24 protein-coding genes are annotated in these 23,539 nt (G+C 43.6%); 12 read left to right on the top strand and 12 right to left on the bottom strand.

All coding sequences use genetic code 11. The annotated features are described in order from the left end of the window. Positions 1 to 124: 124 nt before the first annotated feature. Positions 125 to 1,558: an MDR family MFS transporter gene (locus tag MKX34_RS19065; RefSeq protein WP_076296267.1), complete on the top strand. Its 1,434-nt coding sequence runs from the start codon at positions 125 to 127 to the stop codon at positions 1,556 to 1,558. Positions 1,559 to 1,652: 94 nt separating this feature from the next. After that, positions 1,653 to 3,263 carry an S-layer homology domain-containing protein gene (locus MKX34_RS19060; RefSeq protein ID WP_036688356.1) on the top strand — a complete coding sequence of 537 codons (1,611 nt, stop codon included), beginning with the start codon at positions 1,653 to 1,655 and terminating at the stop codon, positions 3,261 to 3,263. A gap of 99 nt (positions 3,264 to 3,362) precedes the next feature. Here the strand turns inward: MKX34_RS19060 and MKX34_RS19055 are convergent, their stop codons facing one another. The 5 genes from MKX34_RS19055 to MKX34_RS19035 all read right to left on the bottom strand — a co-directional run bounded on the left by MKX34_RS19055 (position 3,363) and on the right by MKX34_RS19035 (position 7,769). Next, the gene (locus MKX34_RS19055) at positions 3,363 to 4,079 is read right to left on the bottom strand and encodes a glycosyltransferase family A protein (RefSeq protein WP_076106311.1); all 717 of its coding nucleotides are present in this window, start codon (positions 4,077 to 4,079) and stop codon (positions 3,363 to 3,365) included. Then, positions 4,076 to 4,813 (bottom strand): glycosyltransferase, encoded by a 738-nt coding sequence (locus tag MKX34_RS19050; protein ID WP_076106309.1) that lies wholly within the window; start codon positions 4,811 to 4,813, stop codon positions 4,076 to 4,078. The genes MKX34_RS19055 and MKX34_RS19050 overlap by 4 nt, the downstream gene beginning before the upstream one ends. 187 nt (positions 4,814 to 5,000) lie before the next feature. After that, complete coding sequence (locus MKX34_RS19045; RefSeq protein ID WP_076106307.1) at positions 5,001 to 5,987, bottom strand: phosphotransferase; 987 nt, start codon at positions 5,985 to 5,987, stop codon at positions 5,001 to 5,003. Between the two features lie 31 nt (positions 5,988 to 6,018). Further along, positions 6,019 to 6,810 (bottom strand): glycoside hydrolase family 43 protein, encoded by a 792-nt coding sequence (locus tag MKX34_RS19040; RefSeq protein ID WP_081383847.1) that lies wholly within the window; start codon positions 6,808 to 6,810, stop codon positions 6,019 to 6,021. A 53-nt stretch (positions 6,811 to 6,863) separates the two neighbouring features. Beyond that, entirely contained in the window at positions 6,864 to 7,769 is a 906-nt protein-coding gene (locus MKX34_RS19035; RefSeq protein WP_235219562.1) for an AraC family transcriptional regulator, read from the bottom strand. 155 nt (positions 7,770 to 7,924) lie between these two features. On the opposite strand from MKX34_RS19035, the gene MKX34_RS19030 reads away from it, so the two are divergent. Then, positions 7,925 to 10,000, top strand: a complete 2,076-nt coding sequence (locus MKX34_RS19030) for a beta-galactosidase (protein WP_076106303.1) — start codon at positions 7,925 to 7,927, stop codon at positions 9,998 to 10,000. 49 nt (positions 10,001 to 10,049) lie between these two features. Here the strand turns inward: MKX34_RS19030 and MKX34_RS19025 are convergent, their stop codons facing one another. After that, entirely contained in the window at positions 10,050 to 10,595 is a 546-nt protein-coding gene (locus MKX34_RS19025) for a GNAT family N-acetyltransferase (protein WP_076098930.1), read from the bottom strand. Continuing rightward, the gene (locus MKX34_RS19020; protein WP_038571849.1) at positions 10,592 to 11,242 is read right to left on the bottom strand and encodes an NUDIX domain-containing protein; all 651 of its coding nucleotides are present in this window, start codon (positions 11,240 to 11,242) and stop codon (positions 10,592 to 10,594) included. The genes MKX34_RS19025 and MKX34_RS19020 overlap by 4 nt, the downstream gene beginning before the upstream one ends. Positions 11,243 to 11,384: 142 nt before the next feature. Here MKX34_RS19020 and MKX34_RS19015 point away from each other — a divergent pair, with 142 nt between their 5' ends. After that, positions 11,385 to 11,909, top strand: coding sequence for a hypothetical protein (locus tag MKX34_RS19015; protein WP_076106301.1), 525 nt, complete (start codon positions 11,385 to 11,387; stop codon positions 11,907 to 11,909). A 2-nt stretch (positions 11,910 to 11,911) separates the two neighbouring features. Further along, entirely contained in the window at positions 11,912 to 12,352 is a 441-nt protein-coding gene (locus MKX34_RS19010; protein WP_036688330.1) for a hypothetical protein, read from the top strand. A gap of 476 nt (positions 12,353 to 12,828) precedes the next feature. Here the strand turns inward: MKX34_RS19010 and kduD are convergent, their stop codons facing one another. The 3 genes from kduD to kduI are packed head-to-tail and all read right to left on the bottom strand — an operon-like array spanning position 12,829 to position 15,251. Further along, a complete protein-coding gene (gene kduD, locus MKX34_RS19005; RefSeq protein ID WP_036688326.1) occupies positions 12,829 to 13,584 on the bottom strand; it encodes a 2-dehydro-3-deoxy-D-gluconate 5-dehydrogenase KduD in 756 nt (251 codons plus the stop codon). A gap of 43 nt (positions 13,585 to 13,627) precedes the next feature. Beyond that, positions 13,628 to 14,383 carry a DeoR/GlpR family DNA-binding transcription regulator gene (locus MKX34_RS19000; protein ID WP_038571843.1) on the bottom strand — a complete coding sequence of 252 codons (756 nt, stop codon included), beginning with the start codon at positions 14,381 to 14,383 and terminating at the stop codon, positions 13,628 to 13,630. 34 nt (positions 14,384 to 14,417) lie between these two features. Further along, positions 14,418 to 15,251, bottom strand: coding sequence for a 5-dehydro-4-deoxy-D-glucuronate isomerase (gene kduI, locus MKX34_RS18995; RefSeq protein WP_036688322.1), 834 nt, complete (start codon positions 15,249 to 15,251; stop codon positions 14,418 to 14,420). Positions 15,252 to 15,480: 229 nt separating this feature from the next. Between kduI and MKX34_RS18990 the strand changes: the two genes are divergently transcribed. Continuing rightward, the gene (locus MKX34_RS18990) at positions 15,481 to 17,157 is read left to right on the top strand and encodes a hypothetical protein (RefSeq protein WP_076296266.1); all 1,677 of its coding nucleotides are present in this window, start codon (positions 15,481 to 15,483) and stop codon (positions 17,155 to 17,157) included. Between the two features lie 394 nt (positions 17,158 to 17,551). Further along, positions 17,552 to 18,982 carry an aspartate ammonia-lyase gene (gene aspA / locus MKX34_RS18985; protein WP_094903409.1) on the top strand — a complete coding sequence of 477 codons (1,431 nt, stop codon included), beginning with the start codon at positions 17,552 to 17,554 and terminating at the stop codon, positions 18,980 to 18,982. Between the two features lie 148 nt (positions 18,983 to 19,130). On the opposite strand, the gene MKX34_RS18980 is transcribed toward aspA, so the two are convergent. Continuing rightward, positions 19,131 to 19,673 carry a MerR family transcriptional regulator gene (locus MKX34_RS18980; RefSeq protein ID WP_076296265.1) on the bottom strand — a complete coding sequence of 181 codons (543 nt, stop codon included), beginning with the start codon at positions 19,671 to 19,673 and terminating at the stop codon, positions 19,131 to 19,133. A 213-nt stretch (positions 19,674 to 19,886) separates the two neighbouring features. Here MKX34_RS18980 and MKX34_RS18975 point away from each other — a divergent pair, with 213 nt between their 5' ends. From MKX34_RS18975 to ybaK, 5 genes are all read left to right on the top strand, one after another. Then, complete coding sequence (locus MKX34_RS18975) at positions 19,887 to 20,507, top strand: bifunctional transcriptional activator/DNA repair enzyme AdaA (RefSeq protein WP_076296264.1); 621 nt, start codon at positions 19,887 to 19,889, stop codon at positions 20,505 to 20,507. Further along, a complete protein-coding gene (locus MKX34_RS18970; protein ID WP_076296263.1) occupies positions 20,497 to 21,030 on the top strand; it encodes a methylated-DNA--[protein]-cysteine S-methyltransferase in 534 nt (177 codons plus the stop codon). The genes MKX34_RS18975 and MKX34_RS18970 overlap by 11 nt, the downstream gene beginning before the upstream one ends. Next, positions 21,027 to 21,845, top strand: a complete 819-nt coding sequence (locus MKX34_RS18965; RefSeq protein ID WP_076296262.1) for a radical SAM protein — start codon at positions 21,027 to 21,029, stop codon at positions 21,843 to 21,845. Before MKX34_RS18970 ends, MKX34_RS18965 begins: the two co-directional genes overlap by 4 nt. A gap of 85 nt (positions 21,846 to 21,930) precedes the next feature. Then, a complete protein-coding gene (locus MKX34_RS18960; protein WP_036688306.1) occupies positions 21,931 to 22,182 on the top strand; it encodes a YolD-like family protein in 252 nt (83 codons plus the stop codon). 100 nt (positions 22,183 to 22,282) lie between these two features. Continuing rightward, on the top strand, positions 22,283 to 22,756 hold the full coding sequence (ybaK, locus tag MKX34_RS18955; protein WP_036688304.1) for a Cys-tRNA(Pro) deacylase: 474 nt from the start codon (positions 22,283 to 22,285) through the stop codon (positions 22,754 to 22,756). Here ybaK and MKX34_RS18950 read toward each other — a convergent pair. Next, entirely contained in the window at positions 22,745 to 23,497 is a 753-nt protein-coding gene (locus MKX34_RS18950) for a YdcF family protein (protein WP_076296261.1), read from the bottom strand. The genes ybaK and MKX34_RS18950 overlap by 12 nt on opposite strands. Between the last annotated feature and the right edge of the window lie 42 nt (positions 23,498 to 23,539).

Raw genomic sequence — 23,539 nt, 5'->3', positions numbered from 1 at the left:
TTACAAGCAAATAAACGGGTGTTATATTAATCTTACACCGTTAGTTTAACGGTGCGATTTTTTAAAAAGGAGGCAGCGGTTAGCTATTTTATTAGTAAAAATTAAAAAGGATGTGTATAGACCCATGAGTAATCTACAAGTGGAACAATCCCAACCAGTCACCAAAGAATTTTCTATAAAAGCAATACTTCCCGTAATACTGGCACTTATAACAGGAATGTTGCTGGTTATGCTCGACAGTACAATTATGAATGTAGCGATCCCGCAGCTTGAAAAAACCTTTGATGCTAGCCTAAAAACAATACAGTGGGCCATCACGGGTTATACGCTGGCTTTATCCGTAATTATCCCATTGGCCGGTTGGTTCTCGGATAAGTTTACTGCCAAACGTGTTTTTTTAGCTTCGATCGTATTGTTTACCATAGGTTCTTTATTATGCTCAATGGCACAATCCACAACAGAGCTGATAATCTTTCGTATTTTGCAGGGATTAGGCGGAGGGATGATTGCTCCAATTGGTATGGCTATGTCATTCAAAATCGCACCTCCCGATAAAAGAGGTTCAATCATGGGATTGCTTGGACTACCGATGTTAATTGCGCCTGTTCTTGGTCCTGTACTGTCAGGATGGCTGTTGGAATATGCAAGCTGGCACTGGATTTTTCTGATTAATGTCCCCATTGGTATTATTGCAATGATTGTTGGAGTGAAATTTCTTCCGGTAATAGAGAAGGGGAATAAAGCTAAATTGGATATTTGGGGTGTGATTTTATCACCACTCGCTTTCTCCAGCTTGGTATTTGGGGTGCATAGAGGGGGAGTGGACGGCTGGGGGGATCGTATAACGATTATATCTCTTGCGTTCAGCTTCATTGCTTTAGCCTTGTTTATTTTCGTGGAATTGCGCCAAAAAGAACCGTTATTGGAACTTCGCTCTTTTCGATCTCTAGAATTTAGTAAAGGTATGATTTTGACCTGGATTAATCAGTTCGCCTTATTTGGTTCGATTCTGTTAATTCCAATTTTTTTGCAGCAGGTCAGAGGTTTTTCTTCCTTTGAATCGGGACTTTTAGTTATTCCTCAAGCTTTAATATCCTTTGCTGGCATGATTATTGGAGGAAAATTATTTGATAAGTATGGAGCTCGGCCCGTTGTGTTCTCTGGACTTGTGCTGCTGTCCACCGGACTCTTTCTTTTGTCACGTTTACAAAATGATACAAGTGTATACGTTATGATCAGTTATTTTGCCATTATGGGACTTGGCCAAGTATTAACTACTATGCAGCTCGGTACACATGTGCTTAAGGCCGCTCCGAAGGATTTGATCAGCCGTGTGACCCCACTTACTGCCTCTGCACAACAAATTGTGGGTTCCTTTGCTGTCGCTATAATGTCGGGCTTATTGACTTCGAATATAGCTACTCAAATGAGTCAAGGAAATCAGAAGCTACCTTTAGAGGCTATGGTTGCAGGATTCCACGACACGTTCCTAGTTTCATTGGGCTTGGTGCTGTGTGGTGTGGTTCTTAGTCTCTTTTTGCATAATCCGAAGAGCTGATCCTATCGTACTCTACCAATATTTTAGCGATGTTTATGGATTGTATCCTTGGTATAATTCAAAGATTGATAACCAAGGGGGAATCTCTTAACCCGTGAAGAATATATTTGCTAGATTTACTATAATGACCCTCGCTGTCGTGCTATACGCCGGAGTATTTATTCAGCATATATCGGCCGATAACGGGGTTCCTTTTGAGGATATAAACACTAGTTATGCAAAAAAAGAAATCATAGATTTATATAACCGGAATATATTAACTGGCACCTCGAATACTAAATTTTCACCTACTCAATCGATTACTAGAGCTGAATTTATTACAGTTCTTGATCGTCTGTTGAAGCTTGATCCAGCGTTGAGTCCGGTATCTCCTTATACCGACGTAGCCAAAAGCGCTTGGTATTACGGCTGGATACAGGCAGCAATTCAGCTTGAACTGGCGAACGGCACTTCGGCAACTACTTTTGCACCCGCAAAAGCAGTTACTCGGCAGGAAGCGGCTGTGTGGATAGCCAAAGCGCTAAAGCAAACAAACACTGCAACTACCGCACAAACCAATTTTAAAGATCGGCAACAAATTGCTAGCTGGGCAAGTGCTGCTGTAGCCAAGGTTAATGATCGCGGATTAATGAAGGGCGATAATAGCGGAAATTTTCGACCCACGGACCCGATAACCAGGCAAGAGACGGCAGTGCTGATGGATCGGGTGCTGCAACATACAAGCTGGGCGGCAGAGCTGGAAAGTGATCCGGACAAACGTATTGTTATAGGCTGGCAGTATGGTCTCACGACGTCACAATTTGAGAATCATGTTTTGCAATCGAACGTCAACACACTCTCACCACGTTGGTATTATGTTGGAAAAACAGGGACAGTAACGGATTCGACAGATGTCTCGCTGGTAACTTGGGCAAAAAAGAATAAAAGGCAAGTCTGGGCGATGGTTGGCAATCGATCGGATCAAGAAGCGACGCATCAAATGCTGTTGAGTACAACCGCAAGGAATACGGCAGTCAAACAATTAGCTGCTTTAGTGAGTAAATATGGATTAGATGGACTAAATATAGATTTTGAAAATGTAGCGGCCGAAGATCGTGTGTATTTGACTTCGTTTATTACTTTATTGGCCGAGAAAATGCATTCGCTCAATGTTATTCTGTCGATGGATGTATCCCCTGATCTTGGAACGGATTGGACAGAAGCTTTTGACTATGCTGCCCTAGGCAAGCAAGTGAATTACATGGTGATGATGGGGTATGATGAGCATTATGACGGGAGTCAAGTTCCGGGGTCCAATGCTTCGCTTTCTTATGATCAAAAGGCTGTGAATACAATCCTAAAAGTTGTACCTAGTCAAAAAGTTATATTGGCATTGCCCTTATATAATCGGGATTGGACACTGAACCAGAAGGGAACGGTTTTATCCTCTGAATATATTACGCTTCCGGAGCAAAATCAGATCATCAGCAGCTATGCATCGAAACCTGTGTGGAATTCTACTCTGGGACAATATGTCGCGAGCTACTCGAAACAAGCTATAAAACATACGATTTGGATTGAGGATGGGCGTTCATTAATAACTAAATACAACTTAGCGGTTACTAAAAAACTAGCTGGAGTAGCTTATTGGTATATAGGCGGAGAAAGCTCTGATATATGGGCTAGTTTAAGGAATGCAGAGAAATTTTTCGATTACACTTTTTAAAAATATGAAAGACTGGATGCGAATAGCCGCTTAGCTAATTGCTGTCCAGTCTTTTTATTGGGTTACTAAGTCGCAACTGCTAGAATGAGTTTGATTAAATCAGCCTCGAGTTACGTATTTTTTGAAGTTTTTTACCTTTAGAACTTTAACATTTTGAGCTAGAAGTTTCTTGTCACTAACGATCCATGTGTGATCTTTGGAGTTTTTTCTACGAACCGCAGCGAAGTTATACTTATTTCCTGCATAAATCTTAAAGCCCTGTGCAGCGCAATCCGCACAAAACTTAACACATTCACCTTTATTCCAATCTGGAAAAGAAATCTGCTGGAAGACATTTCGTTTTACGAGTAGGGTGGCACCCTGAACATTGGTTACATATTTATTTTCCATATGAAGATAACGAAGCAAGAGTAGCTTCTTATCATTTAAATACATATAGTGAGCTCGTTTTCCAACGATATCAGCTTTAGTTTTATGGAGGATTTTCATACTATCCGTTAAATAGTTGGCAGAGTAATAATCGTCGTCATCAAATTTAGCGATACAACTATAATTCGCTAAGTGCACACCAAAATTCAGACAAAACCCGAGTGAACGATATTCTGGTAGTTTATAGATCCGTACGTTTTTATGTTTTTTTGCAGCTTGTATATAATCTTCTATTCTCAAGCTATCATTATTTATGATCACGATAAGTTCTTTAGATTTGAAATTCTGTCGTTGATAGTTATCAAACATGGTTTTAATACAATCAATTCGTTTCGTACAAGTTAGAATAGACACAGCAGATGAAGTAGATTCAGCAGTTAACTTCATAACGGAATCTTTGGACTGCGTCCAACAAAATTCCTGTAGTTTTTAATATTCCGGATGATCTTATGGTTAGCTATTAACGTACTATCACTGATAATCCATGTATGTTTTGAAGAGTTTTTTCTACGTATGGCAACGAAGTTATTTTTACTCGCAGAATAAACCTTATAACCTTTCTTTCTGCTTCTGCTGCAAAAGAGATCATCCTCACCTACGTTTTTATTAGGAAATTTCACATGATCGAATACTTTTCGTTTGAAGACGAGCGTAGCGCCAGGGAGATGGGTAACCGTCCGGTGTTCATCATTTGCAAAACGAAGAATCAAAGTCTTTGAACCTAGTAAATACATATAGTGAGCCCGTTTTCCAAGGATATCAGCTTTAGTTCTTTGTAAGGTCAGATTACCTTCCGTCAAATAATGAGGGGCATAATAATCGTCGTCATCAAATTTGGCGATGGTATGATATTTGCATTTTGTTACGGCATAGTTTAAGCATGAACCGAGAGATTGATGTTCAGGTTTACGAAATATCTTAATATTTTTGTGTTTTTTAGCTAAGGTTAGGTAGGGGGATAGTGGAATTTTATTATTATTGATAATAATGATAAGTTCTTTATTTGCATATCTTTGTCTGCTGTAATTTTGAAATAGGTTGTTTAAATAATTATGGCGATTGGTACAGGTAATAATAGAAATACCTTGTTGGTTCGCCTTGTAGTGAGGTACAGCACTCATTTAACCAACCCCTCATATGCATTTTTGGGAAAAGTCTCATTTATACGATATGTCCAAGTTAGGATAGAGTCACGGCATATCAACCTCTTAAAAGCAAAATGGACTTGTTTAGAGAACACAAAACCCACAGTGATAGCTGTGGGTTTTGTAAGAGAGACACATCATATGAAACGCTTTGGATGTTTGTTCAGAAATAAGACTCAATGATGGAAATACTATTCTCAATTCTCGCCTTACTCTGCGTTAAATAATCTTTGGTCCAATCATCTAGGTTAGACATATCAAAACTCCGGTACATCCCTGTATAAACAATAATCTCTCTTAATCGAAGAAAAAGAGGAATTAGCTTCAGCTCATTTTCTGAAATACTGTTCTCTTTAACGTAGCCTTTAAGAAAATGCTCCATAAAACGCTGACATTGAAGCTGCCTGTCCTCCATACTATCATCCCCGTAAACGTAGACTAGATAATACAGTTGAATGGCGATATCTTCTACAAACCAGCTGTACTGAGCTTCATCAAAATCAAACAAGGTCAGCTTACCATTGTGGACCAAAAAGTTGCCTACATTGATATCCCCATGGATGAGACCATAGGTATTTATATCAGCGTCGAGATGCTTTAGCCGATCCATAAGCGCCTTACAGCTTTCTAAAACGCCACTTTGGGATGAAGGAATAAACCTGGTTACATTCTGCAGGTAGTAGTTCTGATGCCACGCATGTCTTTTGGTGTGTGGTTTATAAGATTTTGCTAATCTGTGCATTTGTCCAGTGATCATGCCACACTGCTCATAGAGCTCTACATCTTTCAGGCAGTCTGGGTAACCTATTCGTTTCCCTTGTGCTTTTTCAAAGGAAGATACCCTAAAGCACGAATCACCGATCTCTATTTGCTCAACTAAATTACCCTGAAGAGAACATACGGGTCTTGATACTGAAACGCCATGATCTGCTATGTATAGAATCCATTCAAGTTCAGCCGCCAACAAATCCTTACTACGTAGCGAGCTATGAGTAAATCTTAGAATATATTGATGGTTACTAAGTTGGTATTCATAAACAAAATTTTGAAATCCGCCAATGAACGTTAGCTCATCTATGGGGATACCATATTTTGTACAGGCGGCACTTACAATCTGGTCATTAAATAAGGACTTAATCTTTTGTTCCAAGGGTTCTACTCCGTTCTACATTACAATGATTTTATCGAATCGTTCTGGAGCTTTCCTGGATCTCAATAAGCAGCGGCCGTTCTTGTGGGTTGAGATTTGGGGCATGAATAGCCAGCATAAGTCTGCCCGTCAAATCACGAAACAACATCCCATGTCCGCCATCTTTGGCATAAAGAGGCTCAGGATCATGTTGCCAAGGTCCACTAATGTCACCGCTGATGGATCGGGCTAAACCCATGGCATAACCACCGGCTCCACTGCTAGACCACAACATAAGCAGCTCACCACTGCTAGTCTGATGCATAAAAGGACCGTCAGTTACGTACTGCCCTTCTTTGCCACCTACCGTCCAAGGAGCTTGTGAAGCCTGGAAAAGCAGCACGGGTTCACCAATACTAGCGCTTAAATCCTCCTTCAGCCGAACGGCATACATTTCTCCATCCGTCACTTCAATCCATTCACGGCAAAAGATCATCCAAGGTTTGTCTTCTTTATCTACATATAACGTTCCGTCAAGGCACTCCCAAGAAGCAGGGGTAATCGGATGATTGCTGATAGGGAGATAAGGACCCTCAGGTGTTTCCGCGCTTAATATTTGTGTCCCCCGTGGAACCCCATGTCTTTTAAAAGAAGCGAACATATAATATTTTCCGTTGTAGCGGTGAACCTCTGGTGCCCAGAAATGATGATCAGCCCAAAAATTAGGATCTGGACGAAAGGCAGCAATGGGTCCGGACCATTCCTGAAGATCTGAGCTGATATATACATCGAAGCCGTGAGGTGTGCCACTCCAAGCTGTTAGGCCATCTGTGGTGTCCCCAATTTACAAGCTATCATCTGCTTAATTTTACAATATCTTCATTAGGCTTGGAAGCGTTACTTCATTTGCTCGCCTTGTAGCAAACGTATTTTCATTACGCCTGGTGTACAGCCGTAGTTTTTTCGGAAAACACGTATAAAATAATTAGTCTCCATGCCCAGCTGAAGCGCAATATCTTGAACGGGGATCTCCACATCCTCCGTCATTAATTGCAGCGCCCGCTCCAGCCGCAGATTCTGCAAATACTTATGCGGAGTGACCCCGTATTCCTGCACGAATAAACGCTGGAAATGCTGCACGGAGTAGCCGACTGCTGCTGCAAGATTGGAGATCAGAAGCGGTTCTGTGTAATGCTCGTTGATCAGCCCGACGGCTGTAGTTAGGGCTTCATTTCGGACAGACTCGAAGGCTAGACGATTAGCGGAGCTTTGTGAACTCTTGGCAGGGCGCAGCATTAAGAGCAGTCTATAGAGCGTGATAGACAACTCCTGCATCCACATCTCGTCTTGCCGATTGGAGGCAGGAGAATTCACCGTATGCCAAATTTGGCCGATTTCTTCCCAGCATTGTTCAAAACGCTCCGGTCGATAAGGAGCAGAAGGGAGCAGTTCAAGCGCTTCCAGCAATCCTTGAGCTTGACTGCCTTGAAAACCGATAAAGCCAACATGCCACGGTTCATGAGAGGTAGGATAATATTCATGACCTCGATCTGGTGGGAAGGCAAAAGCCATCCCCGGTTCCAGTATGATTTCTGTGCCATTTTCCAGATCACGAAATAAACCGGTTCCGGTCCGGATCAAAAAGATTTGATACACAGGAAATCCTGCTGGGCGCACATGATGGAATTGGATATGACGACCTACAGAGTAGGGGGATAGGGGTAACGTTCCAGAGTCGCGTGGTAATTCAATCAGAGAAAAAGGCAGCAGGTTTATCACCTCATCTTCATTTTGTGCTATCACTTCGAGACTATATTCCTACTGATTGAAATGACTTTTCTTATATTATGAATAGTATAAATGATGATTCCTGAATTAGATAGCTTACGCTTCTAGCCTGTCATCAGAGAATAGTCCCATTCCATAAATGGGCAGAATTGAGAGGATGATCGTACACAATGAATAAAAAACATTCCCCGATAAGCAGTAAAGCTGGAGTTATGCTGCACGGTGCTGATTATAATCCTGAACAATGGCTTAAATATCCGGAAGTATTGCGTGAGGATATCCGATTAATGAAGCTGGCGGGCTGCAATGTCATGTCCGTAGGCATTTTCTCGTGGGTATCTCTTGAACCAGAAGAGGGTGTGTTCACTTTCGAATGGTTGGATGGTGTACTTGATTCTTTTGCAGAGAATGGGATTTACGCTATCTTGGCAACGCCAAGTGGTGCCCGCCCAGCATGGATGTCGCAAAAATATCCAGAAGTCTTAAGAGTGGAGCGTAACCGTGTTCACAATTTGCATGGCTTCCGTCATAACCATTGCTTTACCTCACCAGTGTACCGTGAGAAAACTGCAATTCTGAATGCAAAGCTAGCGGAACGGTACAGCCAGCATCCAGCCATTATCGGGTGGCATATTTCGAATGAGTTCGGTGGGGAGTGTCACTGTGAGCTCTGCCAGGATGCTTTTAGAGAATGGCTGAAGGTGAAATATAATAACAGTTTGGATGAGGTGAATCATGCTTGGTGGGCTACTTTTTGGAGCCATACCTATACTTCATGGTCACAGATTGAATCCCCAGCTCCACATGGTGAGACACAAGTACACGGCTTGAATCTTGACTGGCGGCGTTTTGTTAGTGAACGGACGATTGACTTCTGCCAGCACGAGATCAATACGGTTCGTCCGTACAATCTAGAGCTGCCTATTACGACGAATATGCATATGATCGATGGTATTGATTACCGCGAGCTGGCCAAAATCTTGGATGTGGTCTCATGGGACGCTTATCCAGACTGGCATTATACCGAAGACGGTGACGATACTAGATTGGCAGCATGGACGGCGATGCACTACGACTTAATGCGCTCTTTTAAAAAGAAACCGTTCTTGCTGATGGAAAGCACGCCATCCCTTACGAACTGGCAATCGGTCAGTAAGCTAAAACGTCCCGGAATGCACAAGCTGTCTTCCTTGCAAGCGGTAGCGCATGGTTCGGATTCTGTGCAGTATTTCCAATGGCGCAAAAGCCGCGGATCAAGTGAGAAGTTCCACGGTGCAGTTGTAGACCACAGTGGCCACTCCGAGACTCGAGTATTCCAAGATGTAGCGGAAGTAGGAAAGACGCTGGCGGGAATGACGGAAGTAGTGGGTACGTCCACTCCGGCGCAGACGGCGATTATTTTCGATTGGGACAACCGCTGGGCGATAAAGGATGCGCAAGGCATCCGTAATTCCGGATTACGTTATGAGGAGACGGTGCTGCAGCATTATCGTGCACTTTGGGAGCTGGGCATTTCAGTTGATATTATAGGCTCTGGAGATGATTTGTCTGCCTACAAGCTGGTTGTTGCACCTATGTTATATCTGATTAGTGAAGAGAATGGAAAGCGAATTGAGAAATATGTGGAGCAAGGCGGCACATTCCTCGCAACCTATTGGTCAGGAGTAGTTAACGAAACGGATTTATGTCATCTGGGAGGATTCCCTGGTCCACTGCGCAGAACACTGGGGATTTGGGCAGAGGAGACAGAAGGGCTGCACAGCCGTGATCTGAACGGGATAGTAATGGAGGCAGGTAATAAACTTAAGCTAAGCGGTGACTACGATGCGCATGAGATTGCCGAGCTGATTCATTTGGAAGGTGCAGAGGCTTTGGGGCATTATCGCAACGATTTCTACACAGGCCGTCCAGCGCTTACAGTCAATCGTTTCGGTGAAGGAAATGCGTACCATCTTGCTACCCGGGTGAAAGAGACTTCATTCTATGTTGAGCTATACGCAGCGATCACATCTAAGGCAGGAATTACCCGTGCGATGGATAGTGAGCTTCCAGCAGGTGTGACTGCACAACTTCGCACAGATGGCGAAAGTGATTATGTTTTTGTGCAAAATTTCAGCGGCAGTCCGCAAACGGTAGAGCTGGATGGAGCGGAATACACAGACTTGGAAACAGGTCTTTCAGCTCCGGCCCTATTGAATCTAGCGGTGAATGGACTTGCGATGTTGAAGCGTAAAGCATTAGTATAATAAAGAGGCAGGACCTGAGTTTCAGGTTCTGCCTTTTTTTTGAATAGAATCAGTTCTTAACTCTTCCCATCATAATGGTGTTATACAATTTGCCGTCCGATAGAAGTTTATCTTTCTTTAAAATCCCTTCGATTTCAAAGCCAAGCTTTTGATATAGCTTAATAGCATTGGTGTTCGTTTCCAGCACATTTAGGGTGATCTTTTGAATACCGTTAGTGTCAGCCCAGGCAATCGATTCGCCGAGAAGATTTTTTCCAATACCATATCCCCAATACTCCTGCAGCACACATACTCCGAATTCTACTTTATGAGCGAATCTTTTTAAGGGATAACCTTCGCATCTGGAGAACGCAACGATTTGATCATCCACTACTGCGACTAGAAAGAGGTTATTATTTTTCTCTGAATCGGCTTGAATAAGCTGTTCAAATCCTTCTTCGTCAATAAAGGCTTCGCCTGGTTCCCGATCTAAATTCTCAGTCTCTCCATCGATACGTACTCTTAATTCAGACAACACCTTAGCGTCTTTTGAGGCAGCAGATCTAATGCTGTATTGGATTCCATTCACTGTAGATGTTTGAGGATTAATGATCATATGTCCTCCGTGACGATGGTTGATGTTAGAATTATTGCTTCGATGCCCTCAATGATCCGAGTGAAATAAGCTGCTTCATGAGGCACAAAATGAGTCCGATCCACACTCTGTTGAATGTTGATTTTCTGCCCGTTTGAATCGACTTTGAAACCATTGATTTGTAGACTATGTATTTCTCCCTGCCAAAAGCTTCGGAAGTCCGCAAACTTTGTGATAACAATTCCTGCGACCTCTTCTTCTTGCAGCTTAAAATCGTCCAGTGGATAAGGATTGTTATAAACAAAAACATGCGCTCGTTCTTTATCGATTAGATTTTCTTTGATCATACAGTAAGGAATTGTACCTAAGGGAATCAGCTCATCAAAAGCTAGCTCCAAACCGAGTTCTTCTTGAACCTCGCGAATCCCGTCCTCTACCGTTTCGTGTGTCAGCAAATGTCCAGCGGCCGTGATGTCCAGCAATCCTGCATAATCTTGTTTCTGCTCACTACGAAGCTGTAAATAAATATAGGGGATTTCTTGGGTTTTGTTTATAAACCAGCAGTGGAAGGTCTCGTGCCAATGTCCTAACCGGTGTACTTCTTCCCGTGGAGCTGTACCGATTCGGTGACCGCCTTCATCAAATATAGTAAGTATCTCATTATGCATAGAAAAGCTCCTTTGTGAAAAAATCTACTGCCTAAAGCCTATCATAAAAACGATCGAATTGCTTCATGTGCCCAAGCGATTTTTATTGACATCGTTAAGAAAGATATGTATATTTTTGGATGTTAATCAAAGGAGGAGTTAAATGAATTTAGTAGCCATGAAGCAGGAAGACTTGGACACTTTAAGTGATGAAAGGTTAGGATGGGCCTGTATGGAGCCTACCTTTCAGCTGATTCGCGGAAAATCGCCATCGACCAAATCAGAAGTGATCTCGAAGCTCACAGAGGGGCAACAAGCATTATGTATGTTCAGAGTGCTATATGGTCACAGCTGTAATTCCGAAGGGGAGTATTATGCTTGGATTTCCTACATGCAAGACCTGCCAGGGTATTGGACAGGGGTGATAGGAGGCATACGATTTTTTGACGAATCACCCATGATTCTTTTGCTTCAGGAAACAAAGACATTTCTCGAGGAAAGAAATCATCGACTGGGTAAAGAGTGGGCGGATGCTGCCATCACGGATTTGGATCGAGACCCTCAGCTGTTAGAAGTAATTACTGGGTTATTCGAACGATATAAGAACCTGACACCAAATACGCATAGAATAATTGGCGAATATATTCGCACTCATCCAGAGGAGTTTGTAGAACTAGGGAGTTCATAATTATGAATATGAAGAAACGTTATGTATTTCTCGTACTTATTTTTTTATTGATCGAAATCCCAGTAATCATTAATCTCTACCATAGTTATAATTCATTTGAGAACTTAGTGTTGGATCAAATCGACGAAACAGAAATCACCTCTATCGAGATTGAGAAATCTTTAGTGGATGAAAAGGTAGTGATTGAAGATCCGAAGGAAATTGAAAAGATCATTTATGCTTTTTCAGATGTAAAATTGAGAAGAAGTAGTGCTTTGGACAAATCTACGGAGACCTACTGGATAAGTATTATTGTGAATAACAGCTTGAGGTTTGGCATGAATCTTACGGATACTAACTTCCTGTATGTGACGGATCTTGATAAGAAGGACAAATACAGTTCGGGAAACTTTAGAATGACTAGTGATTTTGATGTGAATTCCATTGCAAGCTTATTTAAATGACGCAGAAGGATCAACCACCACTGGTACTGAGATTTTCGGCCCCAGATGCCCCTATTTGCGAATTTAACGCCTATTAAGCAGGTTTTCGGACTCCAGCGTCGCTATTGCTCAGGAAGGAGCTTCTAATTAGCTTTTTTTGCACCAATAGCGGCTATGAGGTCCGGTAGCTATCCAAATAGCGGATAAAACGGTGTATAAGGTCAGCTGTGTCCTTTAGCTGCTGCATGTGCAGATCGCTCAGTTGAGTCTTTAGCTGCTGCATGTGCAGATCGGTCAGCTGAGTCCTTTAGCTGCTGCGTATGGAGATCGGTCAGCTGAGTCCTTTAGGTGCTGCATGTGCAGATCGGTCAGCTGAGTCCTTTAGCTGCTGCGTGTGCAGATCGGTTAGTTGAATCCTTTAAGCTACTGCGTATGTAGATGGGTCAGCTGAGTCAAAAAAAATGGGTGCCCCTATGGGACACCCATTTTTGTATGGATTATCTAGCCATCCATCCGCCATCCACATTAAGAACGTGACCGTTCAGGTAGTCAGATGCTGCGGAAGCCAAGAATACGGCAGGACCTTTAACATCATCAGGCGTTCCCCAACGTGCTGCAGGGATACGGTCTAAGATAGAGTCCGAACGACTTTGGTCGGCACGGATTGGAGCGGTATTTTCAGTAGCCATATAACCTGGTGCAATTGCATTGATGTTCAGACCGGAGCCTGCCCATTCATTGGCAAAAGCTTTAGTAAGACCAGCAACCCCGTGTTTACTCGCAGTGTAACCAGGGACATTGATTCCGCCTTGATAGGAGAGCATGGAGGCGATGTTAATGATTTTGCCGGATCCTCTTTCCAGGAAGTGGCGGCCTGCAATTTGCGACAGAAGGAACACTGTGTTCAGGTTCAAATTGATTACATCAAACCAGTCTTTTTCACTATGATCTTTTGCCGGTGCACGGCGGATCATTCCGGCGCAGTTTACGAGAATGTCAACATGTCCGGTCAGCTCTAGCGCTTGGTCAAAAGTGCTTTGCAGCTTGCTATGATCACTTAAGTCAGATTCGATACTAACTGCTTTTACTCCAAAAGCTTTTGCTGCATTTACAGTTTCTTCACTCGAATTAAGGGAGACTGATGCAACATCTGCACCGGCTTCTGCAAATGCAAGCGCGATTCCTTGTCCAAGACCTTGAGCTGCGCCTGTTACAATAGCTGTTTTACCTGCCAAGCTGAATAATGATGACATATAAATTACGCCCCTTTATTGTAGATGGATTGTTATTCCGGGTTTACCCGCATTCAATTGTAACGCCTGCACTGCGGAACTGTTCTGCCGTTTCGGGGGAGAGCCCTTTGTCCGTCAGGATCACGTCAACTTCTTGTAGGGAAGCGAAGGTACGCAGTGCAGTATGGCCGAATTTATGATGATCTACAACCGCGAATACCTTACGGGCTGTAGATACAAGGGCTTGCTTGAACTCAATTAAATCTCCTGTATAAATGGAGAGTCCATGCTCTATATGAATAGCAGTCGAAGAAAGGAATGCTTTTTGAATATTAAGCTTTTGTACATAGGAGACGGCTTCAGGACCAGCCAACATATTACGGACACGATAACCACCGGGAACGACCAGACGGATGTTATCTTTGGGAACCAGTTCGCTGATGATGTATACATCATTGGTGACTACCGTTAGTGGCATATTGTCCAGACGCCGAGCAATTTCAAGCGTGGTGCTACCGCCGTCAAGAGCGATAATATCGTCCGGTTCAATATGAGCAAGCGCACGCAAGGCAATCTCCGTCTTCTCGTCAGAGTATTTATCCAGCGGGTCCTTGGAGGGCAAAATACCAAACTGGTCGCTTTGTGCCAGCACAGCTCCGCCATGTACACGTACGATCAGTCCTTGTTCCTCCAGCCTACTTAAATCCTCGCGTATTGTTTTTCCAGTAACCTGAAGCTTATCGCTCAGTTCATTCACCGTTACATCTTTTTGGTTCAGCATAACTTCCATAATCATCTCGTGTCGTCGTATCGGGTTCATCCGCCTGCCTCATCTTTCCGTAATTGATTTATCTCTATTGTAATTCTTTCATGGATACGGGGTCCATATCATCATATCTTTTATTATCGCCAGCCATACTCCAGATAAAAGTATAGTTATGAGTGCCGACACCACTGTGGATGGACCAGCTTGGAGAAATAACCGCTTGTTCGTTATGCATTACGATATGGCGGGTTTCGTCAGGTTCTCCCATCAAGTGGAATACAACGGAATCGTCCGGAAGATCAAAATAGAAATAGGCTTCCATCCGGCGTGGATGGGTATGTGCTGGCATTGTGTTCCACATGCTGCCTGGTTTCAGTTGGGTCATACCCATAACCAGTTGGGCACTTTGCACACCATTTGTGTGAATGAAGCGGTGGATTGTCCGCTCGTTAGAGTTCTCCAGACCACCCATCGCACCGGATTCAGAATCGGCCAGTGTGGTTTTGGTAGTAGGGTAGGACTGATGGGCAGGAGCAGAATTCAAATAGAATTTAGCAGGTTTGGAAGCGTCTGCACTTTTGAAGACTACATCTTTAGAGCCTTGACCTACATAAAGACATTCTTTGAAATCTACTTCATATTCTGTGCCATCTACAACCACGGAGCCTTTACCACCGACATTGATGATGCCCAGTTCACGGCGTTCCAAGAAATAAGTAACCCCAAGTTCTTTAAGGTCAGTAGTAAGCGCAACCTCTTCTTTTACAGGATTAGCTCCACCAACGATCATACGATCTTCATGGGTTAGGACAAGCTTTAGCTCATCTGGTGCAAAAATAACGGGAATGTGGAATTCCTTACGGAGGCGCTCAGTGTCAAATTGTTTTACTTCATTAGGATGGGATGCGAAACGTCTTTCCATTGAATGTTCAATCTCCTTTGTGTACATATTATCGTTCGTATAGGTACACTTTAGTCCATTTATGTTCATTTTACAAGTACTAATCTTTTCTCTTTCGTTTATTTATGTTTATTTATTGGTTTTTCCAATTGCAAAATGAACGGAAAGTGTGCACAATAGAGCTATTATGCTCGATTTTCATGAATGCCGGAAGATGATATAAAACTGAAATGATGGAGGTTGAAAAGTAATGCCGGGGTTGAAAAATATCCAGAGTACTTATAAGGAACGTCAGCAAGAAATTATTTTTAATATAGCACTGGAAGCGGAGCAACGCTCTTTATTGGAAAGTGGACTCTGGTTCCATGATGATGTGCGAAATAACTTTTATTATGCTTCGTATCTTTTTGCAGCGGCTGTTGATGATTCATTTGAGCTGCCTTTTGATCGTGAGCAAGCGAAACAGAAAGCACAGGATGTGCTGCTGGAGATCTTAATGCTTCAGAACCGGCAGCCTGGCACGGAGTTATACGGCCATTGGCCACTCGGATTAAATCCAGTGCCGCGAGATGCGTCACCGCATGAGTTACCAGTGGAGCTTATGGGCAACCTGCTGGCGTATTTTTGCAAAAGATACGGAGGAGCATTAAACGCTCAACTTCGCATAGTTCTGAATACAGCGTTTGGACATATTTATCGCAGTGATTTCTACCGTAAGCCGGTGGTTACTATTGGGCACCATGAAGCTAAATATACAGCTGCTAAGCTGATTTTTGGCACCATGTTTGCGGATGAAATATTGCTTGAGGATGGCCGGCAGAGTCTGAAGGATACGCTGGCTTATATTCGTACTAAAGGGATGCCGGAATACGGCAGTCTTCCGTGGTTTTGGCATTGGGTGCAGGCATTCACCTGTGCGTTGGAACTTGTCCCGCCTGAGGATACGGAGCTTACTACAAGCCTTAAAGAAATGCTTGACCATTTATGGAATGTACGAGCTGAATTCTATCTGCGTGGCGCTTGGGTTGGTGCGCATTCTAGAGGCTGGCCGCATGATGTTCCCGGCGATGCTAATGTGCTTCATGATTATGTTCAGTTTGGAGATTTCCAGCTGCCTGAGATGATGCCGCGCACGGAGTATGCCGGTTTATTATTCTATCAAGCATCCGATGAAATATTAGCCGCAGCCATGAATCACCAGTCACCAGTGGAAGTAAGGAAGATTACTCAGAAGGTTGTCCCAACGGATCCACAGCCGCAGCCTTTGCTTCATTCCTATGCTTATATTACAGAAGAGTTTGCAGCAGGCGGGATGTGGGAGCGGGTTGAGGAATTCGATAATGAGCAGCTTCGCTGGGCTTTTTCGTTACCTGTGAGTGGAGAGGGAGGCGCAAATCAGCTGTATTTCTTCCACCCGGGACAAGGCTACAATGAGGGAGATCCCCGCCATCAAAGCCGTTATATGGAGGTTCTCTATCACAAGAATGTCATCATTTCTCTATTCCCAATCCCCCAGGGTGAAAAGAATACGATCATCGGTGTACTTCCCCAAGGGGAATGGAAACAAGAGCCTAACACATTGTACGGGCAGGTTGGTGAGACGTATGTTGTTATTTATTTATCTCACTCTTATCAGCTGCAGGAACGGTCTAGATTCATAGAGGTATCAGTCGCAGGGATGCCGGGTGGTGTGATCGTTGAAGCATTGGGCATTAAGAAAGCGGCTGAATGTGGTATTATTGGTTTAGAGGCTTTTGCCGCAGCTATGGCTCATAAAGAAAGGAATTTCGAAGTGGGAGAGGTATTAGCAGCGAATTATATCAACATGGATGGTGAAAGCTTAGTTCTGAGTATTAGTAGGGAGTCAGAGTTACCGCAAGCTCAGCTTAATGGAATTCAGATCTCATTAGATCATTATTCAGTATAAAAAATACACAATTGCTGTGATAAATAGTAATCCGAGTCGGCCTTTTTGGCCGGCTTCTTTAATAAGGAGGTACATGAAAGGATGTGATGCCCCATTGCACAGCCCGCAATAGATACCTAAGTATCCGTAAACGTGATTTTGTCCAAAATACTTATAATTGGGGTGAGCGACAATTTATCTGGATAAACTAGACCTAACGATTTGGTAATTCAATCCTCCCTAAGCACATTTCCCTTTAGAATAGCGGTGTTAGGTTACTAAATAGTAATTAATTACATTAAACCCTATTTTTCTGAGAGACATTTGTCACAATAAAGGTTAATATCTAAGTGAGATAGAAATGATTGCGCTTACTTATTTTCTAATAAACCTAATCATAATGAATGCGAGGGATATAACAGTGATTGAAACTGAATTTCGTGTAGAAAATGACTTTCTAGGCAGTAAACAGGTAGATAAGAACGCTTATTATGGGATTCAGACACTACGCGCAGTCGAGAACTTTCCTATTACGGGCTATCGGGTTCACAAAGAGTTAATCAAAGCGATGGGGATTGTAAAAAAAGCCGCTGCGCTTGCAAATATGGAAGTTGGCCGTCTCTATCGAGGGCTTGGAGAGGTTGTAGTGAAAGCAGCAGAAGAAATCATCGAGGGTCAATGGCATGAGCAATTTATTGTAGATCCTATTCAGGGTGGTGCGGGTACCTCGTTAAATATGAATGCGAATGAGGTTATTGCTAACCGTGCTTTAGAACTGCTTGGCCATGAAAAAGGAGACTATCGTCACTTAAGCCCCAATTCACATGTAAATATGGCGCAGTCTACAAATGATGCGTTCCCGACGGCAATTCATATTGCCACACTTTCACTGCTGGAGCAGCTGCTTGTAACGATGCACAGAATGCATGATGTGTTTGCGGTAAAAGCGGATGAATTCGATCCTGTGATAAAAATGGGCCGGACACATCTTCAAGATGCAGTGCCGATTCGTCTGGGTCAAGAATTCGAGGCTTATCGCAGAGTGCTGGAAAGAGATATCAAACGTATTGAACATACACGCCATCATCTGTATGAAGTCAATATGGGGGCAACAGCAGTAGGTACAGGATTAAATGCTGATCCTCGTTATATTGAATTGGTTGTAGAGCACTTAGCTGAGATCAGTGAATTGCCGCTCGTAACGGCAGATCATCTCGTCGATGCCACCCAAAATACAGATGCATATACAGAAGTGTCTGCTGCCCTAAAAGTATGCATGATGAACATGTCCAAGATCGCTAATGATCTGCGATTGATGGCCTCCGGTCCGCGTACTGGGTTTAATGAGATTTCATTGCCTGCACGCCAGCCTGGATCTTCAATTATGCCGGGTAAAGTTAACCCGGTTATGGCAGAGGTCATCAATCAGGTGGCTTTTCAAGTCATAGGGAACGATCATACGATCTGTCTGGCTTCCCAAGCGGGTCAACTGGAGCTGAATGTTATGGAGCCTGTGCTTGTGTTCAATCTCATTCAGTCCATCAGCATCATGAACAATTCCTTCCAAGTCTTCACAGACTTCTGTCTGGCTGGGATTGAAGCCAATAAGGAAAAGCTTGAGCGGGATGTGGAGCGGAGTGTCGGAATCATTACGGCTGTGAACCCGCATCTGGGGTATGAAGTGGTATCGCGGATCGCTAGAGAGGCGATTTTGACTGGGGAATCTGTACGGGAATTGTGCATTAAATATAATGTGCTAACCGAAGAAGAGCTTAATCTGATTCTGGATCCTTACGAAATGACACATCCGGGAATTGCAGGAGCAGCTTTATTGCATAAAGAGTAGAATGTTCCGGAGGATCGAGCTTTTTGCTAGGAAAAAGCAAACCCCCGCCACCGTTTAGGGTGACAGGGGGAGATCCTAAATATGTTTATACTTATATGAATCTACTTCGCGATTGTCTGAAGTAGGTTCTTTTTTTTACATTTCAGGCTTAAAAGAAAAATAAAGAACGTAATAGGCCGCGTTTTCTTGGCGGAGCCGTTAGCCTGGTAGTGGCAGTGGACTGGGAATTTTCATAAGAGGTGAGCGGTTTGCCGTTAGACACTTGCAACGGTTCTATGGATGCCGCTATTTGCTTGATTATTATTCGTAGATCCTCAAGCTCCTCACGCTGCTGTAGCAGTTGGATCAATACTACTTCATCGGCTTTTTGATCGAGTGCACGTTCAACATTGTTGATGCGAGACAAGATATCCTTCATAGGCTCAGCATCTGTGTGCTGTAGTGGGTTTTCCTGGTGTGATGTGGAGATTTGCTGCTCATTCGTGAGTGTGAGTTGTATACATTCCAAGGCTTCTCCGTGATTAATACGGTCTTTAATATGATTGAGCAGGCCGATTTGCTGCTCTGAGAACACATAATGGCCAAATCGGTCTTTTGGAAAAAAATCAGGGAACATGGCAGCCCAACGTTTAATTGTTGTTATACTAACTGACATCAGCTCTGCGGCATCTTTTGTTTTTAGAATATCCATTTCGATTCCTCCAGTTCACGTAGTCATGTTATGAGTAATATTCGTTGTCCAGCAGCGGCTCCCTGCACGGTTGACAAAGGTAGTGCGTATTCGCTAAACAAAGTGTAATTACGAGCAATCTCACTCTTTTGAATTTCACTATCTTGCTTTTCCATTCCAAATTGAGTACAGATGAGCCTGCTCAGGGGTATAATTGCATTAGAGGTGAAGGCGATGAACAGGATTGAAGATGAGGAACAAGTGACTGAGGAACAATGGCAGGCTATTTTGCAAAACGATGTTGCTTATAACGACATATTTTTTTATGCGGTGAAGACTACAGGGATTTTTTGTCGACCCTCCTGCAAATCCAAAGCACCCAATCGGGAGAATGCGTGTGTTTTTCAGAATGCTGAACAAGCGCTGGCTGCCGGATTTCGTCCTTGCAAAAGATGTAAACCGACAGGTGAGCGTCTTCCTGATAAGGAATGGGTAGCTGTGATGACGGAATACATTGATCATAATTATATGGCCCCCCTCACCCTTGAAACGTTAGCTGAGGTATGTCATGGCAGTCCTTATCATTTACATCGAACCTTTAAGAAAGTATCAGGAATCACTCCTGTGGATTATATACAGCAAAAGAGAATCGCTAAGGCCTCTGAGTATTTGCTTACTACAGAGCAGGCAGTTGCTGAGATTGCATTACGCGTGGGTTTGCCCAATACATCATATTTTATTACTTTATATAAGAAAAAAACGGGGTATACGCCCACACAGTTTCGTCAGCTTAACAAACAGAAAGTAACGTTGGCTTCTGATTTTATTTTGGAGGGACCGAATCATGGAGAATAAAACAAATGCTATTCTATACTGGACATTATTAACCGATAAGGACTGGAGTTTTTATATTGCAGCCACAGAAAAGGGGTTAAGTTATGTGGGTTCACAGCAGCAACCCTTTGAGGAATTAAGCGAATGGGTTAGACGTCGTTTTCCGGGGAGTGAACTGGTGCAGAACGATGAGAAGATGGCGCCTTATGTAAAGGAGCTTAGTGAATATTTGCAAGGGAACCGGCAGAGCTTCGGCATTCCTTTTGATTATCAGGGTACTCCTTTTCAGCTTGCGGTATGGAAGGCGTTATGTGAAATTCCATATGGGCAAACCTGGTCCTATTCGGATATTGCTACACATATTCAAAAACCAGCTGCGGTGCGTGCGGTAGGGACTGCCATTGGTGCGAATCCGATTCTGATTACGGTGCCCTGCCACCGGGTTATTGGTAAGAATGGGACATTAAAAGGATACCGGGGTGGTTTGGATATGAAGACCAAACTACTTCAGTTGGAGAGAGGAGAGTATACAGCAGATATATGAAAATAGAGTCCAATTACACCTCCCCAAAAACCTTGCTGAATAAAGGAACAGGTTATCTGTCAGGCTACAGTCATTCCTTAAATCCATATACGGGCTGCACTTATGGCTGTTCCTATTGTTATGTACGCCAAATGCCTGTCTCGCTGTTCCGCAAAGAGGAGTGGGGGACGTGGGTAGATGTTAAACAAGAAGCGGCTGTGATTTTACAAAAAGAACTGCACAAAGCGAAGGCGAAAGGCCCCGTCACTATTTTTATGTCGTCAAGTACAGATCCCTATCAACCGGTAGAGCACAAGGAACAGGTGACGAGATCTTTACTGGAGGTTATGGTACAAGTCCCGCCCGATTTCCTCTTCGTGCAGACCCGTAGTCCGCTGGTTCGCAGAGATATAGATTTATTATTACGTTTAGAGGATAAGGTTCGAGTAAGTATAACTGTAGAAACAGACCGTGAAGATATTCGGCAAAAATTCACACCAAGCGCTCCACCCATTGCGGCAAGACTGAAGACGTTACAGCTTCTACGTGAAGCTGGCATCTCTGTTCAAGCTACTATAGCGCCAGTACTGCCAAGCAGTCCAGCTTTTCCAGCGACCTTAAGGGCTTTGGTGGATAGAGTCTGTGTGGATGACTATTTTATGGGCGACGGCAGCGGCGGCAAACGCACACGGAGATTAGGGATTTATTCCCTATATGAAGAGCTGCAACTGGAAGATTGGTATGATCCTGCAGCATATCGCAGAGTGTATGAAGGACTTCAGCAAGTTTTTTCCGAAGAGGAGCTATTCTTGAGCCAGAAGGGGTTCGAGCCTTAATCTGAAACATGGTATAATAAATGAGAGCATTCATACTTAGTATTTAATATACTTAATATCCGTAATAGCTTATTGGAGGATTAGTGTGGCAAAAGCAAAGGTGGCCAAGCGGCCCACAAGAGATGAATTTGTGCTTGAGGAGTTAGGTAATCAGTTAGTTGAAGCTAAGCAAGAAGGTTCTGAGATTTTATTGACCGTATGGGGAAAAGAAGAAGAGGTACGCGGCATGATCGTGGAAATGGATTCGCGAACCGGGAAAGTACACCTCAGTAACCATGAAGAAATCATAAAAGTTCCTTTTATGGATATCATGCAGGTTAATTATCCCAGAGATTAATGGGCACGGCAGCAACAGGAGGTCCTGAAAGCTATATTAGCTTTGGGGCCTCTTTGATCATAAAGTTAAGGAATAGAGGATATTGAAAGGTAGGTCAACAATGCAAGTAACCAAAACCAACGCAATGCGAATGCTGGATGCCAAAAAAATCGGCTATAAAGTGTTCGCTTATGACAATGAAGATGGACTCATCCATGGCACGGCTGTGGCTGAGAAGATTGGAAAGGCGGCAGAGACGGTTTTTAAAACGTTGGTCGCTCATAGCGGTGCGAATCTTTATGTATTTGTTATCCCGGTTGCCGAAGAGCTGGATCTCAAAAAGGCGGCCAAAGCCGCCGGAGAGAAAAAAATTGAGATGCTGCCAGTGAAGGATCTGCAGAAATGGACAGGCTATATCCGCGGTGGTTGTTCACCTGTTGGAATGAAAAAGCTGTACCCCACGTTCATTGACAGCAGTGCAGAAGGGCTGGACACGATGGCTGTCAGCGCTGGGAAGATTGGCCAGCAAATGGACGTAGCCCCACAGTTACTCGCTGAGGTTGTGCATGCGAAGTTTACAGAACTAATCAAATAGCCGAGCAGCAAGCTGGCCTAAATATTCCTTCAATGCTAACCCTGTTGTGGAGATCGCTCCTGGGGAGGGACTGAACTTGGCGGGCTGCAGTGCAATATCAGCGCTGGCGATATAATCCGTAGGATAGGCTTGCGCTGTTAGCCCCGCATTCTTAAAGTGCAACATCGCTCGGGACATATGAAAACCTGAAGTAACTATTATAGGTTTTTTAAGTCCGGTTTGTTGCAGGATGGCTGCGGTATTTACAGCGTTTTGCTCCGTGTTGAGGGATTGATTCTCGATCAGGATATCCTCTTCGGGTATGCCGAGACCCAGTAGTTGTCTTTGCGCGATATCCGCTTCATTACCACTGTCGGAGAATACTTGTCCGCCAGAAAATAAGATTGGCAGACCTGTCTGCCGATGGAGGCGAACAGCAGTAAGCAGGCGATTTGCTGCTGATCCGTATAAATTGCCCTCGCCATCTATATCCGGTGTGCCAGAGCTGGCGCCCCCGCCGAGTACGACGATGATATCTCCTTGCAAAGTATTCGGCTGCGGATATTTCCGTTCTAGACTGCCGATCAGCGCATCGCTGACTAAGGGTGTCATGGAGAAATACATTAATAGTGTAACCCCGAGTAGAACTAGTGCTGGCCGGCGGTTTTTTTTCCATAACCAAATGACTAGACCTAGCAGAAGCACGATAAACAGGCCGGGAGGAAGCACAAAGCTGTATACAAATTTGATGATGTAAATCAACAGTATCAACCGCCTTCTAAAAATATAAGTTCAGGTTGTATT

This window comes from Paenibacillus sp. FSL R5-0636, from assembly GCF_037974255.1.
Classification (GTDB): Bacteria; Bacillota; Bacilli; order Paenibacillales; family Paenibacillaceae; genus Paenibacillus_AQ; species Paenibacillus_AQ odorifer.
Note: the sequence above shows the minus strand (reverse complement) of the source record. Positions and strands in the feature narration are given on the sequence as shown.